The 14,169-nt window shown below is 61.3% G+C and carries 17 protein-coding genes, 1 tRNA gene and 1 pseudogene; 6 read left to right on the top strand and 13 right to left on the bottom strand.

Annotated elements, in window-relative coordinates:
* The 7 genes from atpG to HNO82_RS12645 all read right to left on the bottom strand — a co-directional run bounded on the left by atpG (position 1) and on the right by HNO82_RS12645 (position 5,055).
* On the bottom strand, positions 1-873 hold the full coding sequence (atpG, locus tag HNO82_RS12675) for a F0F1 ATP synthase subunit gamma (protein WP_175343965.1): 873 nt from the start codon (positions 871-873) through the stop codon (positions 1-3).
* Positions 874-903: 30 nt separating this feature from the next.
* Positions 904-2,445 carry a F0F1 ATP synthase subunit alpha gene (atpA, locus tag HNO82_RS12670; protein WP_034330981.1) on the bottom strand — a complete coding sequence of 514 codons (1,542 nt, stop codon included), beginning with the start codon at positions 2,443-2,445 and terminating at the stop codon, positions 904-906.
* A gap of 45 nt (positions 2,446-2,490) precedes the next feature.
* Positions 2,491-3,024 (bottom strand): F0F1 ATP synthase subunit delta, encoded by a 534-nt coding sequence (locus HNO82_RS12665; RefSeq protein WP_008332984.1) that lies wholly within the window; start codon positions 3,022-3,024, stop codon positions 2,491-2,493.
* A gap of 1 nt (position 3,025) precedes the next feature.
* The gene (locus HNO82_RS12660; RefSeq protein ID WP_008332985.1) at positions 3,026-3,496 is read right to left on the bottom strand and encodes a F0F1 ATP synthase subunit B; all 471 of its coding nucleotides are present in this window, start codon (positions 3,494-3,496) and stop codon (positions 3,026-3,028) included.
* 74 nt (positions 3,497-3,570) lie between these two features.
* Positions 3,571-3,816, bottom strand: coding sequence for a F0F1 ATP synthase subunit C (gene atpE, locus HNO82_RS12655; protein ID WP_006461334.1), 246 nt, complete (start codon positions 3,814-3,816; stop codon positions 3,571-3,573).
* Between the two features lie 76 nt (positions 3,817-3,892).
* On the bottom strand, positions 3,893-4,714 hold the full coding sequence (gene atpB, locus HNO82_RS12650; RefSeq protein WP_008332987.1) for a F0F1 ATP synthase subunit A: 822 nt from the start codon (positions 4,712-4,714) through the stop codon (positions 3,893-3,895).
* Entirely contained in the window at positions 4,711-5,055 is a 345-nt protein-coding gene (locus tag HNO82_RS12645; RefSeq protein WP_008332989.1) for an ATP synthase subunit I, read from the bottom strand. Before HNO82_RS12645 ends, atpB begins: the two co-directional genes overlap by 4 nt.
* Positions 5,056-5,877: 822 nt before the next feature.
* On the opposite strand from HNO82_RS12645, the gene galE reads away from it, so the two are divergent.
* The 4 genes and pseudogenes from galE (at position 5,878) to rfbD (ending at position 8,573) form a co-directional block, all read left to right on the top strand.
* Positions 5,878-6,888: a UDP-glucose 4-epimerase GalE gene (gene galE / locus HNO82_RS12640; RefSeq protein WP_008332990.1), complete on the top strand. Its 1,011-nt coding sequence runs from the start codon at positions 5,878-5,880 to the stop codon at positions 6,886-6,888.
* Positions 6,889-6,973: 85 nt separating this feature from the next.
* Positions 6,974-7,120 (top strand): annotated as a pseudogene (locus tag HNO82_RS12635) (glucose-1-phosphate thymidylyltransferase RfbA); the annotation flags it as partial.
* Between the two features lie 2 nt (positions 7,121-7,122).
* On the top strand, positions 7,123-7,668 hold the full coding sequence (gene rfbC, locus HNO82_RS12630) for a dTDP-4-dehydrorhamnose 3,5-epimerase (RefSeq protein ID WP_175343964.1): 546 nt from the start codon (positions 7,123-7,125) through the stop codon (positions 7,666-7,668).
* Positions 7,669-7,673: 5 nt separating this feature from the next.
* Positions 7,674-8,573 (top strand): dTDP-4-dehydrorhamnose reductase, encoded by a 900-nt coding sequence (rfbD, locus tag HNO82_RS12625; protein ID WP_217509906.1) that lies wholly within the window; start codon positions 7,674-7,676, stop codon positions 8,571-8,573.
* A gap of 224 nt (positions 8,574-8,797) precedes the next feature.
* On the opposite strand, the gene HNO82_RS12620 is transcribed toward rfbD, so the two are convergent.
* Positions 8,798-8,873 (bottom strand) — tRNA-Arg (locus HNO82_RS12620).
* 241 nt (positions 8,874-9,114) lie between these two features.
* Here HNO82_RS12620 and HNO82_RS12615 point away from each other — a divergent pair.
* Positions 9,115-9,675, top strand: coding sequence for a c-type cytochrome (locus HNO82_RS12615; RefSeq protein WP_175343962.1), 561 nt, complete (start codon positions 9,115-9,117; stop codon positions 9,673-9,675).
* A 173-nt stretch (positions 9,676-9,848) separates the two neighbouring features.
* On the opposite strand, the gene HNO82_RS12610 is transcribed toward HNO82_RS12615, so the two are convergent.
* The 5 genes from HNO82_RS12610 to HNO82_RS12590 form a co-directional block, all read right to left on the bottom strand.
* Entirely contained in the window at positions 9,849-10,547 is a 699-nt protein-coding gene (locus HNO82_RS12610) for a YiaD family glycine zipper/OmpA-like lipoprotein (RefSeq protein WP_008332996.1), read from the bottom strand.
* A gap of 184 nt (positions 10,548-10,731) precedes the next feature.
* The gene (locus HNO82_RS12605; protein ID WP_175343961.1) at positions 10,732-11,169 is read right to left on the bottom strand and encodes a hypothetical protein; all 438 of its coding nucleotides are present in this window, start codon (positions 11,167-11,169) and stop codon (positions 10,732-10,734) included.
* 55 nt (positions 11,170-11,224) lie between these two features.
* Positions 11,225-11,626: a phage holin family protein gene (locus HNO82_RS12600; protein ID WP_008332998.1), complete on the bottom strand. Its 402-nt coding sequence runs from the start codon at positions 11,624-11,626 to the stop codon at positions 11,225-11,227.
* Between the two features lie 11 nt (positions 11,627-11,637).
* Entirely contained in the window at positions 11,638-11,946 is a 309-nt protein-coding gene (locus tag HNO82_RS12595) for an ElaB/YgaM/YqjD family protein (protein WP_008333001.1), read from the bottom strand.
* Positions 11,947-12,174: 228 nt separating this feature from the next.
* Complete coding sequence (locus HNO82_RS12590) at positions 12,175-13,332, bottom strand: gamma-glutamyl-gamma-aminobutyrate hydrolase family protein (RefSeq protein ID WP_175343960.1); 1,158 nt, start codon at positions 13,330-13,332, stop codon at positions 12,175-12,177.
* A 255-nt stretch (positions 13,333-13,587) separates the two neighbouring features.
* On the opposite strand from HNO82_RS12590, the gene kefF reads away from it, so the two are divergent.
* Entirely contained in the window at positions 13,588-14,151 is a 564-nt protein-coding gene (kefF, locus tag HNO82_RS12585; RefSeq protein ID WP_241821306.1) for a glutathione-regulated potassium-efflux system oxidoreductase KefF, read from the top strand.
* The last annotated feature ends 18 nt before the right edge of the window (positions 14,152-14,169 follow it).

The following is a 14,169-nucleotide window of genomic DNA, read 5'->3' as shown; positions in this document are numbered from 1 at the left end:
TCAGCCGACCGCAGCCGCACCGGAGACGATTTCCGACAGCTCTTTGGTAATCGCGGCCTGACGAGTCTTGTTGTAGACCAACTTCAACTCGCCGATCACGCTACCTGCGTTGTCGCTGGCGGCCTTCATCGCGACCATGCGCGCCGATTGCTCGGAGGCCATGTTCTCGGCGACGGCTTGATAGATCAGCGCTTCGACGTAACGCACCAGCAGTTCGTCCACCACGGATTGCACATCGGGCTCATAGATGTAGTCCCAGGAGTGCGCACCCTCGTCAGCCTTGAGCTTGTCGCTGGTCAGCGGCAGCAGCTGCTGCAGGGTGGCTTCCTGCTTCATCGTGTTGATGAACTTGGTGTACACCAGGTACACCGCGTCCAGCTTGCCTTCCTGGTAAGCGTCGAGCAGCACCTTGACGGGGCCGATCAGCTTTTCCAGGTGCGGCGTATCACCCAGTTGCGTCACGTTGGCGGCCACACGGGCGCCGATGCGATTCAGAAAACCCAAACCCTTGTTGCCAATGGCGACGGTTTCGATGGCCTTGCCCTGGCCTTCCAGCTCACGGAACTTGTTGCTCATCAGGCGCAGCGAGTTGGTGTTCATGCCGCCGCACAGACCCTTGTCGGTCGTGACGACGATGAAACCAACGCGCTTGGCCGTGTCTTGCTGGACCATGAACGGGTGCACGTACTCCGGATTGGCCTGCGACAGGTTGGCCGCAATGTTGCGGATCTTGTCGCTGTACGGGCGGGCTGCGTGCATCCGGTCCTGCGCCTTGCGCATTTTGGATGCCGCGACCATTTCCATCGCCTTGGTGATCTTCTTCGTATTTTCTACGCTCTTGATCTTGCCACGTATCTCTTTACCTGTAGCCATGAGTAAGACTCCTTATAGCTTCAGTAAGAATTAGTACGCGCCGGATTTCTTGAAGTCAGCGATGGCGGCTGCCAGGGCTGCCTCAGCATCCTTATCCAGTTGCTTGGTGTCTTCGATCTTCTTCAACAGGTCAGCGTGGCTGGTCTTCATGAAGTTGTGCAGACCCGACTCGAAGGCCAGGATCTTCTTCACTTCGACGTCGTCCATGTAGCCCTTGTTGACGGCGAACAGGGTGACGGCCATGATCGAGATCGATTGCGGGGTGTACTGAGCCTGCTTCAACAGTTCGGTCACGCGCGCACCACGGTCCAGCTGCTTGCGGGTGGCTTCGTCCAGGTCGGAAGCGAACTGCGCGAAGGCAGCCAGTTCACGGTACTGTGCCAGGTCGGTACGGATACCGCCGGACAGGCCCTTGATGACCTTGGTCTGGGCAGCACCACCGACGCGCGACACCGAGATACCGGCGTTGATCGCAGGACGGATACCGGCGTTGAACAGCGACGTTTCCAGGAAGATCTGGCCGTCGGTGATCGAGATCACGTTGGTCGGAACGAAGGCCGACACGTCGCCCGCCTGGGTTTCGATGATCGGCAGTGCGGTCAGGGAACCGGTCTGGCCCTTGACTTCGCCGTTGGTGAACTTCTCGACGTAGTCGGCGTTCACGCGGGCTGCACGTTCCAAGAGGCGGCTGTGCAGGTAGAACACGTCGCCAGGGTAAGCTTCACGGCCCGGCGGACGGCGCAGCAGCAGCGAGACCTGACGGTAGGCCACGGCTTGCTTGGACAGATCGTCATACACGATCAGGGCATCTTGACCGCGATCGCGGAAGTATTCGCCCATGGCGCAACCCGAGTAGGCCGACACGTATTGCATCGCTGCCGATTCGGAGGCGGTCGCGGCCACGACGATGGTGTATTCCATCGCGCCGTGGGCTTCCAGTGCGCGCACCACGTTCTTGACCGACGAAGCCTTCTGGCCGATCGCGACGTAGATGCAGGTCATGTTCTGACCCTTTTGATTGATGATGGCGTCAATCGCAACAGCGGTCTTGCCGGTCTGGCGGTCACCGATGATCAGCTCGCGCTGGCCACGGCCGACGGGCACCATGGAGTCGATCGACTTCAGGCCAGTCTGCATCGGCTGCGACACGGACTGACGTGCGATCACGCCCGGGGCGATCTTTTCGATCGGGGCGGTCAGCTTGGCGTTGATCGGACCCTTGCCGTCGATCGGCTGGCCCAGTGCGTTGACGACACGACCCTTCAGTTCAGGGCCGATCGGCACTTCCAGGATACGGCCGGTGCACTTGACCAGGTCGCCTTCGGAAATGTGTTCGTATTCGCCCAGGATAACGGCGCCCACCGAGTCACGCTCCAGGTTCAGCGCCAGGCCGAAGGTGTTGCCCGGGAATTCCAGCATCTCACCTTGCATCACGTCGGACAGACCATGGATACGGCAGATACCGTCGGACACGGAGATGACCGTGCCCTGATTGCGAATCTCAGCGGTATCGCCAAGGCCTTGGATCCGGCTCTTGATCAGCTCGCTGATTTCAGATGCGTTGAGTTGCATACTAACTCCTAAAAATTGTTCTTTCGCTTAGCCAGCCAGAGGCACTTACGCGGCCAGAGCAGCTTGCAGCTGCTGCAGCTTCGCGCGCACGGAGGTATCGAACACTTCGTCGCCGACCACGACGCGCACACCGCCAATGAGGCTGCTGTCGACCGTCACGGAGGGGTTCAGCTTGCGGCCGAACTTCTTCTCCAGTGCCGAGACCACATCCTTGACCTGGGCATCGCTGAGCTCAAAGGCGCTCACGATGTTGGCATCGGCCGAACCTTCCGACGCGTTCTTGAGCGCGTGGAATTGTTCGGCGATCTGCGGCAGCAGGACCAGGCGGCCGTTGTCGACCAGCGTCTTGACGAAATTGCTCGCCTCGACGGACAGCGGAGTCTTCACGGCGGCGGCAAACACTTCAGCCAGCTTGTCGTGCGTTACGGAAGGATTCTGCGCCAGGGCCTGCACCTCGGGATGCGCTGCCACCTGGGCCATCTCGTCGATGAGATCGGACCAGGCTGCCAGGCTGCCTGCCTTGGCCACACGGAACAAGGCTTCGGCGTAAGGACGAGCGATCGTTGCGAGTTCGGCCATATTACAGCTCTGTCTTCAGTTGATTCAGCAAGTCGGCATGAGCAGCCGCATTCACTTCGCGCTTGAGGATCTGTTCCGCGCCCTTGACGGCGAGCGTTGCGACCTGGCCGCGCAGTTCTTCGCGCGCCTGGTTCACTTGCTGTTGAGCGTCTGCACGAGCGTTGGCGATGATGCGGGCAGCTTCTTCAGCAGCCGTCTTCTTGGCTTCTTCGATGATCAGCTGTGCGCGCTTTTCGGCTTCGCCGATGCGCTTCTGGCCTTCATCACGAGCCGATGCCAGTTCGCCCTGGATACGCTTTTCGGCGGCGGCCAGATCGGCGCGACCGCGGTCAGCGGCTGCCAGCCCGTCCGCAATCTTCTTGGCGCGTTCGTCGAGCGCCTTAATCAACGGCGGCCACACGAATTTCATCGTGAAGCCGGCGAGGATGAAGAAGACCACGAACTGTGCAATCAATGTTGCATTTAAGTTCACGGTAATTTCCTTCTCAGAATAACGAGTGCCGGAACCAATCGTCCGGCAGATGAGAATCGGCTATGAAGCGCGAATTACTTGGCGATGAACGGGTTTGCGAATGCGAACAGCATGGCGATACCAACGCCGATCAGGAAGGCGGCGTCGATCAGGCCAGCCAGCAGGAACATCTTGGTTTGCAGGGTGTTCATCAGTTCAGGCTGACGTGCGGATGCTTCGAGGTACTTACCGCCCATGATCGCGATACCGATACAAGCGCCGATAGCACCCAGGCCAATGATCAAACCGCAAGCCAGAGCAACGAAAGAGACATCAGTCATGACAATTCCTTAAGAAAAGTTAAATTAAATACAAAACCAAAAAACAAACTGAAAAACAGGTACTGCAAGCCTTGTGTTAGTGCGCTTCGTGCGCCTGGCCCAGGTAAACCAGTGTCAACATCATGAAGATGAATGCTTGGAGCAACACGATCAGGATGTGGAAAATTGCCCAGATAGAACCGGCGATCACATGGCCGATGAAGCCGAATGCGGTCGCGGTCGATCCCAGCAATGCGATCAGCAGGAACAACAGTTCGCCTGCATACATGTTGCCGAACAGTCGCATGCCCAGGGACACGGTCTTGGCGGCGAATTCGATGATGTTGAGCAGCAGGTTGAACGGCGCAAGCCAGATGCCGAAAGGTGCTGCGAACAGTTCGTGGATGAAGCCACCGGCGCCCTTGATCTTGACGCTGTAGTACAGCATCAGGGCCAGCACGCCCAGGGCGATGCCCAGGGTGCCGTTGAGGTCGGCGGTGGGGACGATGCGGTGGTGCATTTCACCCAGACCGAACAGGCCCAGGATGCTGGAAGCCAGGTCCACCGGCAGGAAGTCCAGCGAGTTCATCAGGGCCACCCAGACGAACACGGTCAGCGCCACCGGGGCGATGAAGGTGCGGTCGCCATGGACGATGGCCTTGGACTGGTCTTCCACCATTTCCACGACCATCTCGACGAAGGCCTGGAAGCGGCCCGGCACGCCGGAAGTCGCCTTGCGGGCAGCCAGGAACATGAACAGGCAGCCCACCACGCCACAGAACACGGACCAGAAGATGGTGTCCACGTTGAGAACGGAGAAGTCGACGATCTTGGTCTGATGATGGGTGGAGAGGTGTCCGAGGTGGTGGACAATATATTCAGAGGCTGTCAGCGCGTGCTCTGCGGCTTCTACGGTCATGGTCGGTGTCTAAACAGTAAAATGAAATAACTCTTAAGCACCACGATGAAGCTCAGCAAAAATGCGAGCCAGTGCACACCGTGGTACAACCAAACGATCGCGCCCATGAGCGCAAAAGTCGTAGCAATCTTGATAAATTCCCCGAAGAAAAACGTCATCGGGTTGGTACCACCGGGTTTCTGCGCACTGACATGAAGTCGCAGTGCAAACAGGGCATTGGGGACGACACAGCAGACGCCTCCCAACAATGCGGACCAAAGCGCCGGAAGTCCGCCCAGCATGCCCGCCACCAAGGTGGCGATGACCGTGGCTACGAGCTGCAACAGAATGATGCGCAGCATATCTATCCAATATCGTGCATGCGCCGCACTCTTTACGAGCAGACGGCAGCTTAAAAGCCCGGCGATTATAAAGGTTCGTTTTCCGGTAAGTCAAACCTTTTACAGCCAGATCAAGGGCTTATCTGGGGCACTTCGCGGTGAGTTGTGGCAAATAAGCAGCCACTTCGATTTTTTGCAGTGCAGCATGAGAGCCTTCGTTCCGTTTCCGGTCAACTGCCCCTTCCGGATCCCGAGGGATCATTCCTTCTTGTTAATTTATTCAGATCTGTGCGCGAGGCAGTGAATTTGCTGGCAGGCCAACGGCCTGGCCGGGAAAATTGCCCCGGTTTTTGAAACAGCGCCCAATTTAATCAAAAATGTCCTGCCACGCCAGAGAAATATCCCGCAAATTCAATGATTTACGGAAATTCTCAGGCCGCTCGCAAACGTTGACGGACAATGCTGACATTTTGTCAGGAAATCAGAAGTGATCAGACGACCTGGCTCGCTTTTGGCGTCTCATGTTGCAGCACAGCGCAAGCCGTGCCAAAAGTGAGCCGACTCACCAGACCGGTGCAGTGGTCGGACCGCCGATGCCGTAGAAATACGGCATCGGGTCGGTGTCAGGACTACCCCTCCCGGGCGGCGTCCGCTCACCGATATGCGATGGCCGCCGAAACAGCAGCAAATGAAGAAAATGGACGGTCCATCGACGCTTGGTCAGCGGCTTCCGCCCCCTCCCTGTGCACTGCGCCAAACGACGCGTCCGGACCGAAGAAAGCGTAAGGATCATGCAGAGTCTGAGATAATCACGAGGTTGCCAACTTATCAAGCGAAGCTCATATGAACATTCTCGTCACCGGCGGTGCCGGCTACATTGGTTCGCACACCTGCGTGGAATTGCTCAAGGCCGGCCATGAAGTCATCGTCTTCGACAATTTCTGCAACAGCAGCCCGGAGTCGGCGGCGCGGGTCCAGCAGATTGCCGGGCGCACGCTCTCGCTGGTAAAGGGTGACATCCGCAATCGCGAGCAGCTGGAAAGCGTGCTGCGCGAATTCAAGTGCGAGGCCGTCATCCATTTCGCCGGGCTCAAGGCCGTGGGCGAATCGGTTGAGCAGCCGCTGATGTACTACGACAACAACGTGGTCGGCACCGTGCGCCTGCTGGAGGCCATGGAGGCCACGGGCGTGAAGACCATCGTCTTTTCTTCTTCGGCCACGGTCTATGGCGATCCGCAGTACCTGCCGCTGACCGAGGCGCATCCGCTGTCGGCCAGCAATCCCTATGGCCGCAGCAAGATCGTCATCGAGGACATGCTGCGCGACTACCATCGTGCCCATCCCGACTGGAAAATTGCCTTGCTGCGCTACTTCAATCCGGTGGGGGCGCACGAGAGCGGGCTCATCGGTGAAGATCCGGGCGGCATCCCCAACAACCTGATGCCCTTCGTGGCCCAGGTCGCGGTGGGTCGCCGCGAGAGGCTCAACATCTGGGGCGGCGATTATGCGACCCCCGATGGTACGGGCGTACGTGACTTCATCCACGTCGTCGACCTGGCCGTCGGCCATCTGGCGGCCCTGCAGGCGCTGACCGAACCGCAATGCTTTGCGGTCAACCTGGGCACCGGCAACGGCTACAGCGTGCTGGACGTGGTCAAGGCCTACGAGAAAGCCTCGGGCAAGCCGATTCCCTACATCATTGCTGCACGCCGCCCGGGCGACATCGCCTCCTGCTATGCCGATCCGGCCGAAGCGCGCCGCAAGCTCGGCTGGGAAGCCAGGCTGGGGCTGGACGCCATGTGTGCCGATTCGTGGCGCTGGCAGCAGATGAATCCCAACGGTTTCAGGTCCTGATCCGCCCGTCTGCATCATGATCTTCGTCACTGGCGGCGCCGGCTTCATGGACAACAGTTCCTGGCCGCCGATCCTGGACGACTGTCAAGAACTGAAGATCGCTTTTCCGGAGGAGATCGCCTATCGACGTGGCTACATCGACGCGGCGCAACTGGAACAACTGGCCATGCCGTTGAAGAAGAACGCCTACGGGCGATATCTGCTGCGACTCCTTTCGGACCCGGACATCTGAACATGCAGATTTTTCCTACCTCACTGGATGGCGTACTGCAGATCGCACCGCAGGTGTTCGGTGATGAACGCGGCTATTTCTACGAGAGCTTCAACGCCCGCACATTTGCCGAGCTCACGGGGCTGCATCCGGACTTCGTTCAGGACAACCATTCTCGTTCCATGCGCCATGTGCTGCGTGGCCTGCATTACCAAATCCGGCATCCGCAGGGCAAACTCGTCCGCGTCACAATGGGCGAGGTGCTCGACGTGGTGCTGGACATCCGTCGCAGTTCGCCGACCTTTGGCAAGTGGCAAAGCATGCGTCTGTCAGCGCAGAACAAGCATCAGTTGTGGATCCCTCCCGGCTTTGCACACGGCTTTGCGGTGTTGAGCGAGTGGGCCGAGGTGCAGTACAAGACGACGGACTACTGGATGCCGGAGCATGAACGCTGTATCGCGTGGAATGATCCCGCCCTCGGCATCGATTGGGAGCTGGACGGCCCGCCCAGCCTGTCTGCCAAGGATCAGCAAGGAAAGCCGCTGGCCCAAGCCGAGGTGTATCCGTGAAGATCATGCTCACCGGCGCGACCGGCCAGGTCGGCCATGCCCTGGCCGAAACGCTGGGAGGCCACACGCTGGTGATGCCTGGTCGTGATGCCCTGGACTTGTCCAGGCCGGACCGGATCGCTTCCTGCGTGGAGCGCATCGCACCCGATCTGATCATCAATCCGGCCGCCTATACGGCAGTCGACAAGGCCGAAGCCGAACCGGAACTGGCCAGGCTCATCAACACCGAAGCGGTCCGCGCACTGGCGCAGGCGGCTGCCCTTCACGGCATCGGGCTGGTACATTTTTCCACCGATTACGTCTTCGATGGCACCAAGGAAGAGGCCTATCTCGAATCCGACCCGACCTGCCCGATCAACGTCTATGGACGCACCAAACGGGACGGGGAATCCGCCATCATCGACAGCGGCTGCACCTTCTGGATCCTGCGCACCAGTTGGGTGTATGGCCGGCATGGGGGCAATTTCATGAAGACCATCCTGCGGCTGGCGCAAGAACGTGACGCGCTCTGCGTCGTCAATGACCAGTTTGGGGCACCCACCTTCGACGAAGTGATCGCGCAGACGCTCAGGCAGATGCTGGAAGCGGGCAAAGGCCGGATCACGGAGCACATGCGGGCCAGCACCGGGATCTATCACCTCACCTGCGGCGGCCAGACCAGCTGGCATGCCTATGCTTGCAAGCTGATCGACGCAATGCCCTCCCTGGGCCTGGTATCGCGCATGAGCAGCCGGGACGTGCAGGGCATTGCCAGCGCGGCCTACCCGACGGCGGCCCGACGCCCGGCCAATTCGCGGCTGCATACCGACAAACTGCGACACACCTTCCATCTGGATCTGCCCCACTGGGCCGAGGCGCTGGATCAGTGCCTTGCCCTGATGGCGTCTTCGCCGTCATCACATTGACCGCGCAGCATGGCTGCGGGTTGATATCGCGCAAAGCATCGGTCCGGCAACGCCTGCATACTGTTTCCCAGCAGAATACGTTGCTGTTTTTACAATTTTGTATCTATCCTGATGCCGGGTTGGAGCGTGGAAACCTGCTCCTGTCGCGGTGAGCCGGAAGGGTGACGCGGGCGGACGCCGATGTTGCGGCGGGGAGTTCAGAAGCTGAACCGCAAGGAAGAAGGTGGCGCGGCTGGCGGGGATCGAACCCACGACCCTTGGCTTCGGAGGCCAATACTCTATCCACTGAGCTACAGCCGCGCTGATGGGGAGAACCCCGGAAAGGCCTGAAGGATACCGTCTTTCCAGCGGGACGTCCATGGCGCTGGCGGTTTTTCCGTGTCAAACGGAAAGCATTGTGACTATAATCAAGAGTTCGGCGAGAGAGCGCAATGAAAGCCCTGCCTGATCCCAGTTCCACGCAATGCCAGGCGATAAGGCGATACAAAGGGAACCGACGTTTTCCGCCCCAATTTCGAGGAAACATTACGGAGGGACGCCCATGAGCTCAGCTCAGCATGAACACGAGTCGGCAATCAAGACTCCCAAGCAATTGATCGCAGCCGTCGTCGCAGGTTTCATGGTGCCCATCGTGTGCATCGTGCTGCTCGTGCAGTACGTGACCAACGGCCAGAAAACCGGGGCCGGCTCCGACGGCCAGACGCCCGAGATGATCGCGGCACGCATCAAACCCGTCTCCGACGAAGGCTTCACCTTCCGTGATGCCAACGGTCCCAAGCAACTGCTCTCCGGTGAAGAAGTCTACAAGACCACCTGCGCCGCCTGCCACAGCGCCGGCGTGGCCGGTGCCCCCAAGGTCGGTGACGCCGCCTCCTGGCAGGCCCGCATCGCACAAGGCTATGACACCCTGGTCTCGCACGCCATCAACGGCCTGCGCGCCATGCCCGCCAAGGGCGGCAACCCGGACCTGGACGATGTCGAAATCCAGCGTACCGTGGTCTACATGGCCAACCAGTCCGGCGCCAAATTCAAGGAACCCGAAGTGAAGGCCCCGGCAGCCGCCGAAGGCGCTGCACCAGCCACCGAAGCACCGGCCAAGTAATCGCCGCAACGCCGGCGTCCCGGCGGTCGGCCTGAACAAAAAATCCCCGAACCAGGCGTCGGGGATTTTTTCATTTCCATTCACCTGCATGCGGGGCTGAAAAACGGCCCCGCACATCAGCCGCTTCGGCTGCGCCCGCTCACCGGACGTTCCGAAGCATCCTTCATATCGCCTCAATACCGCTGTGGTGGCGGGGGCGGTGGATAGTTGCCCGGTGCGGCGGCCTGCTGCTCGGCCACGAAGATTTCCACACGGCGGTTCTTGGCGCGGTTGGCATCGCTGGTGTTGGGCACCAGCGGCTCATGCGAGCCACGCCCCATGATGCTGAAGCGGCTGGCGGCCACGCCACGCGCGGTCAGGTAATCGCGGGTACGCGCTGCGCGCTGCTGCGACAGCGGGTCGTTGATGGCATCGTTGCCGGTGTTGTCGGTGTGCCCCACGATGGTCACGGTGGTGGCCGGGTTCTCCACCAGGGTGGCGGCGAAACGGTCCAGCACCGGACGCATCTCCGGCTTGATGTCGGCACGGCCGGTATCGAAAGAGATATCGCTGGGGATTTCCAGCTTCAGGCGGTTGTCGGCGGTCTGCGTGACTTGTACGCCAGTACCCTGGGTCGCCTGCTCCATGGCACGCTTCTGGTTTTCCATGCGGTTGGACCAGATGTTGCCGGCCACCGCACCAATGGCACCACCAATGGCCGCACCGCCCAGTGCACGTCCGCCACCGCCGCCGCCGGTGGCCGCACCGATGATGCCGCCCAGGCCCGCGCCAATACCTGCACCGGTGGCCGTACCGCGCTGGGTCGGGCTCATGTCGGCACAGCCGGAGAGCGCCAGTACGCCGGCGATCGCTGCAATTGAAATTTTCTTCATGTCATGTCCTTTCTTGCCTTCTCAGTCTTGTTGTCCAGGCCATGGGCCGGTGTCCTTCAGAGCGCATCGGGGCCGATATGTTCCTGCCGCGCTTGGCAACGCGCCACGCATAAACGACAAAGGCATCCGGAACTCCGGATGCCTTCGGGGAAACCTCACGGCCCGGCAGCCCGTAGTGCAGCCATCATTCCTGCTCGGGCGGCCCTTGCAGTGCGGCCGCGTCGGCCTCCTCGCGGGCGCTGCCACGCTGGCTGAAGTAGTAGGTCAACCCGCCCGCCGCGGCGATCACGGCACCCATCATCAGCGGCTTGCGCAACCAGCGGCGCGACAACAGCGATGCGCCCGTCATCAGCAATGGGGTCACCGTCTGCAGGTTCAGGTTGCCCAGCCCGCCGCCAAGCGATTTCAGCGACTTGATCGACTGTACCGTTCTGCCGCCACCAAACAGCGAGGCGGCGAAATGGCCCACTCGGCTCAAGGCGCCCTTGGCGAGCGACTCGGCGCTCAGATTCTCGCGCACCACTTCGCGCGCCTCCATCACGCCCAGCCGGTACAACGCGCCCTGCGCCAGCACCTTGCGCTTGCGTTCCTCATGGGTCATGCCCTGGTCCTGATCGCTCATGCAGTCCTCATTGAACTAGGAAAATTGCCACAGACATCACGTGCAGGCCGTCTCATCACAACAGCGCATCGCGATCCTTGCGCAGCTCGGACATGGTCTGTGGCAACGACAGCTTGCCCTGCATCAGCACCGACCTGGCGTAGTACACCAGACCCACGGTCGCCACGCTGAAGACCACACCCAGCAGTGCCAGGATCTTCCAGCCCCAGGTGTCCCAGGCCAGCATGACCACCAGCACCGACCAGAAGGCGATGGCGAACCACAGCGCCACCGCCGCCAACACGAAGATGACGGCGAAGCGGACCAGGTTGGCACCGATCTCCGACATCTCCAGCGAAGCCAGTTCGATGCGGCTGATGATGAGGCCCAGCAGGTTCTTGGCCAGACCCAGCAAACCCGCCGTCAGACCTGGGTTGGCGGCGTGGGCGGTCGGGCCTTCCTTGTGGGGAGTCGCCATCGGCGCGGCGCTTACTTGCTGCGACCGATGACCAGGCCCACCAGCAGGCCCAGGCCTGCCGAAATGGCCACGGCACGCCACGGATTCTCATGGACGTAGTCGTCGGTCTTGGCAGCGACTTCCTTGCCCTTCTCGATGGCGGCGGTCTGGGCGGTCTGGGCGGCTTCGGCAGCGGCCTCCAGGAGGGTCAGGCCGCGTGCGCGCAGCTCGTCAGCCTTTTCGCCGGTGGCGGCGGCGGCTTCGGCGAACAATGCCTGGGCGTCCTTGACCAGTGTCTTCATGTCATTGCGAACGGTCTTCAATGCGGGGGATTGAGGCATGTAAATTCTCCTTTTTTGCCGGTGATGAAAAAGACAAGCAAGTCGCCGCTCCCTGAACGCTGCACCTCGACAGATGCTGCATTGCGACGACCTTTTGATTCTACAGAGTCCGCAACGAAGCGGATAGCGCATTGCAGCCATGCTGCAAAGGCGATGCAGCTGGCTTGCGCCAGCGCAAAGAGGGTTCGATGACGCCGGCGGGCTTAGGTTCCGGCCAATCCGGCAGGATCAGAAACGGGTTTCGCGTGCTGCCCGCAGGAAACTGTCCAGAATCGGCGTGCAGTCCAGCAATTCGGGACCGCCGGCCCGGTGGAATTCCGGGTGCCACTGCAGGCCCATGACGAAAGGCGCCTTGCGATAGCGGATCGCCTCCACGATCTGGTCCGGCCCCGACACGGCCTCCACCGACAGATCCCGTCCCAGGTTGTGTACCGCCTGGTGGTGGATGGAGTTGACGATCGCATTCTCGGTCTTGACCATGCCCGCCAGGGACGAACCCTGCGGGAAATGCAGGGCGTGGTAATTGCTGTCGTACTGCTCGTTGACGTGCGGGATGGCGGTGGGCACGTCAGAGGCAATGTCCTGGTAGAGCGTGCCGCCGAAAGCCACGTTGATCAGCTGGCAGCCACGGCAGATACCCAGTACCGGCTTGCCGGCCTCGATGAATTCATGCAGCAGTTCCAGCTCGTACATGTCGCGCACGCGGTCGCCGCTCCATTCGGGGCGGGTCGCGGCCTGCGCATAACTCTGCGGCGAAACGTCGGCACCGCCCTGCAATACCAGGCCATCCAGATGCTTGGCATAGTCACGCAGGCGGATGTTGCTGGGGTGGACCAGGCCATTGGTATTGACGGTCGGGATCATGAACACCAGCACGTCACGCGACATCACCCATTGCGCGATCGATTCTTCCAGGTACTGCAGGGTCTTGCTGCGCAAGCCCTTGGCGCCGCTCTCAGGATGGAAGATGCGTGCCGACACGCCGATCTTGAGGGTACGCTGCATGACGCGGCGCCCGGCCTTGTCCGACAGCTGGCGCAGGCGCGCCGTCAGGAAGCGCCAGGTCTGCGCCCAGGGCGCATCGCCCGCATGATGGGGCGGCGGCGGCAAGGAGGTGTAGACGCTCTGCTGCGCCTGACCTGTCGCCTGGGCCTCGGTCGCCTCGGCAACGGTTTGCGCGCCCGGTCCCGGCTGGGCCGGCGTGGTCGGGGTCCCGGCCGTTGCCGCTGCGGCTACCACCGTGGTAGCCGGTGCGACGGAAGGCTGTGCAGGCGTCTGGGAGGCGGCCGGCGCCCCGGAGGCATCGGCGGAGACTGGCTTGGCCGGCGCCGCACCCGGGGTGCGGTCTGGCGGCAGGTTGGCTTCGGAATCTTGGATGTCGGACATGGCTGCAATAAGTGATCAGGATGAATGAACTGCGGCCAGTGGCATCGTCGGCAAGCTAGCCGGCGATGGCGCGACGGGCCCGGGGAGTGGCTGAGTATAAGCGCATTGCCCGGCTTTGGACACCTGCCCGCCAGACAGTGGGCGAGCAGTTTCATACAAGCCGGCCCATGTGCTTTCATGGCACACTCCCTTTGCTCATCATGGCAGACAACACAAAGGCCACGCATGTTCCGGCCATTTGCGCCGCAGCCGCAAGTGTCCGCCCTGCCCGCCACCTACCTAGCCCGCACCGCCACCATGTCCAAGGTCCTGATTCTGTATGCCCATCCCGCCGCCGAGCTCTCACGCACCAACCGCCTGATGCTCCAGGCCGCCGCGCGCCTGCCCGGCGTGACCGTGCATGACCTCTACGAGCACTACCCCGACTTCCACATCGATGTGCCATACGAGCAGCAGTTGCTCAGTCAGGCCGAGCTGATCGTCATGCAGCATCCCATCCACTGGTACAGCATGCCGCCCCTGCAGAAGCAATGGCTGGACAGCGTACTGGCGCGCGGCTGGGCCTTCGGTCACGACGGCCATGCGCTGGAGGGCAAGCGATTCTGGCTGGTGGCCTCCACCGGCGGTGAGACGGCGTCCTACCAGAGCAGCGGCCGCCATGGCCATCACTTCGCCGACTTCCTGCCGCCCTACCAGCAGACCGCGCGCCTGTGCGGCATGCAGTGGGTGGAGCCGCTGATCCTGCATGGCGCCCATCACGTCCCGCCGGTAGCGTTCCAGCACCATGTGGATCGCTACCTGGAGGGCCTGCAGGCATGAGCCACGCCGCTGCTTTCT

Origin of the sequence: Herbaspirillum sp. C9C3, assembly GCF_013359625.1 — a bacterium.
Classification (GTDB): domain Bacteria; phylum Pseudomonadota; class Gammaproteobacteria; order Burkholderiales; family Burkholderiaceae_D; genus Herbaspirillum.
Note: the sequence above shows the minus strand (reverse complement) of the source record. Positions and strands in the feature narration are given on the sequence as shown.